This window comes from Aeromicrobium sp. (genome assembly GCF_014378035.1).
Classification (GTDB): Bacteria; Actinomycetota; Actinomycetes; order Propionibacteriales; family Nocardioidaceae; genus Aeromicrobium.
The window spans coordinates 1-2141 of record NZ_JACMOM010000202.1 but is presented as its reverse complement, the minus strand read 5'-3'; the positions used below and the strand labels follow the sequence as shown (position 1 = coordinate 2141).

The following is a 2141-nucleotide window of genomic DNA, read 5'->3' as shown; positions in this document are numbered from 1 at the left end:
GGATTGACACCCAGCGCCTTCGCAGCACATTGACGTACTCGATGAGGTCCATCGAACGATTTCCATCCTCTCTTGCACATCAGCCGGCATCGGTGGCCCTGAGCTCGGTCTCCACCAGATGATGTGTCGCGCCCCCGAGGTGCGTTTTCTACGAGCGAGGCTGAATCATCGTAGCGTTGACGTCCACCCTGCTGAGGCCGATTCGCCATCGTTTTCGCACTCGGGGGGTGAGGCTATGATCACCGTCGAACCTCAAGACAAGGATGTGCCATGATCTCCGCCCTTTCTCGCAGAAGCCTTGTCGCGATCGTGTGCGGCGCTCTCGTGGTGGTCGCCGTCGTGATGATCGTGCTGGTAAGCAAGGGAGGAGACACATCGGCGCAGGGCGGCGCATCCGGAGGCCCCACATCCACGGGAGCCCCCACGTCTGCCACCAATGCTCCCCCCTCGCGCATCCCCAGCAGCCCGACGCCGTCTCCCACCGGTCCGACGGCGGTTCCGGATCGACCGAAGTCGAAGACCATCGGCATCGACGACAAGGCCGTGCTGACAGCCGGCACGACGGCGCGGCTCTCGAGCATTCGTCAGGTCAACGGCAAGGCGGAGCTGCCGGGCGAGGTGGGCGGTCCGTCCATCTCCGTGACGGTGGCTGTCACCGCTGGAAAGGCCATCGACTTCAGCCAGACAATTGTCAACACGTACTACGGCGCGGACAACACGCCGGCCACCCCGCTGTCGACAGGTACCACTGCACTCACAGGAAAGCTTGCCGCGGGCAAGTCGAAGACCGGCACCTATGTGTTCCGGGTTCCGAAGTCCGAGCTGGGCCTCGTCGTCATCGAGCTCGACCTGTCGATCGGTGACCCGATCGCTCTCTTTCGCGGTTCCGCCGAGCAGTAGAGCCGGTCAATCAGAAAGTTCCTCCCACTCACGTCAGTATTTGGTGACGGGATGCTCTACATGGCGTGATCGAATTCTCCCCCAGTCGCCCGCGGGCGATTCAGGCAGCCGCTGTGCGCGGTGCCTCCACCGCTCGTGTCGTTTTCTCGCGCCTCGTCGCGACCCTGTCAGTCACGGTTGCGCTCGTCGCAACCGGTCTGGTGCTGCTGCCGCAGGCGGCCCAGGCTGACACGGCACCGGCCGCGGGTCTCCCTGAGACGGCGTCGACCGATGTGCTGCCGACCGTCCAGATCGATGGTGTGGTCTGGGACCAGGCGATCGTCGGCAACACTGTCTACGTTGCTGGTGAGTTCACCACTGCACGTCCTGCCGGAGCGGCTCCAGGCGTCAACACCGTGCCGCGCGCCAACATGCTGGCCTACAACCTCACGACTGGCGTCCTGATCAATGGTTTCGCGCCGACGTTCAACGCGCAGGTCAAGTCTATCGCGGCCTCCCCCGATGGCACCAAGCTCTATGTCGGCGGCAACTTCACCACGGTCAACGGGACGAACCGTTACCGTGTGGCGGCACTGGACGCCTTCACCGGGGCATTGATCACCAGTTTCGCCCCGACTGTGAATGGCCCGGTCAGCACCGTCGGCCTGAGCAACGGCTCGCTCTTCATCGGTGGAAACTTCCCATCCGTCAAGGTCGGATCAGTGACCAGCGCGCGCACCAAGCTCGCATCGCTCAATGCTTCCAACGGCGCGCTGCTCCCGTGGGTGCCCACGCCCGGCGACGGCTCGGTGCAGGCGCTGACGGTCTCACCCGACGGCAGCAAGGTGGCAGTCGGCGGTAGCTTCACGACGTTCAACGGGTCGGGCAACCCCGGTTACGGGCTGGCTCTGGTCGACAGCGCGAGCGGCGCCAACCTCCCGCTGGCCGCCAATGCCCAGATCCGCAACGGGGGCACTCAGTCGGCCATCCTGTCCTTGAAGGGCGACGCCGACGGCTTCTACGGGTCCGGGTACCACTTCGGTGCTGGCGGAAATGTCGAAGGCTCCTTCCAGATCGACTGGAGTGGCCAGCTCAAGTGGGTCGAGGACTGCCATGGTGACACGTACGACATCGCCCCGGCCGGAGATGTCGTCTACTCGGCATCCCACAAGCACTATTGCGGCAACATCGGAACCGGAGGATTTCCGCAGACGTCGCCCACCTGGACGTTCAACCGCGGCACCGCCACCACGAAGTTCGCG

The 2141-nt window shown here is 64.3% G+C and carries 1 protein-coding gene and 1 pseudogene; both read left to right on the top strand.

The features are described from left to right. The first annotated feature begins 270 nt into the window (after positions 1-270). Entirely contained in the window at positions 271-900 is a 630-nt protein-coding gene (locus H7290_RS10570; protein WP_290513975.1) for a hypothetical protein, read from the top strand. A 65-nt stretch (positions 901-965) separates the two neighbouring features. Continuing rightward, positions 966-2141: pseudogene (locus H7290_RS10565) on the top strand (hypothetical protein); the annotation flags it as partial.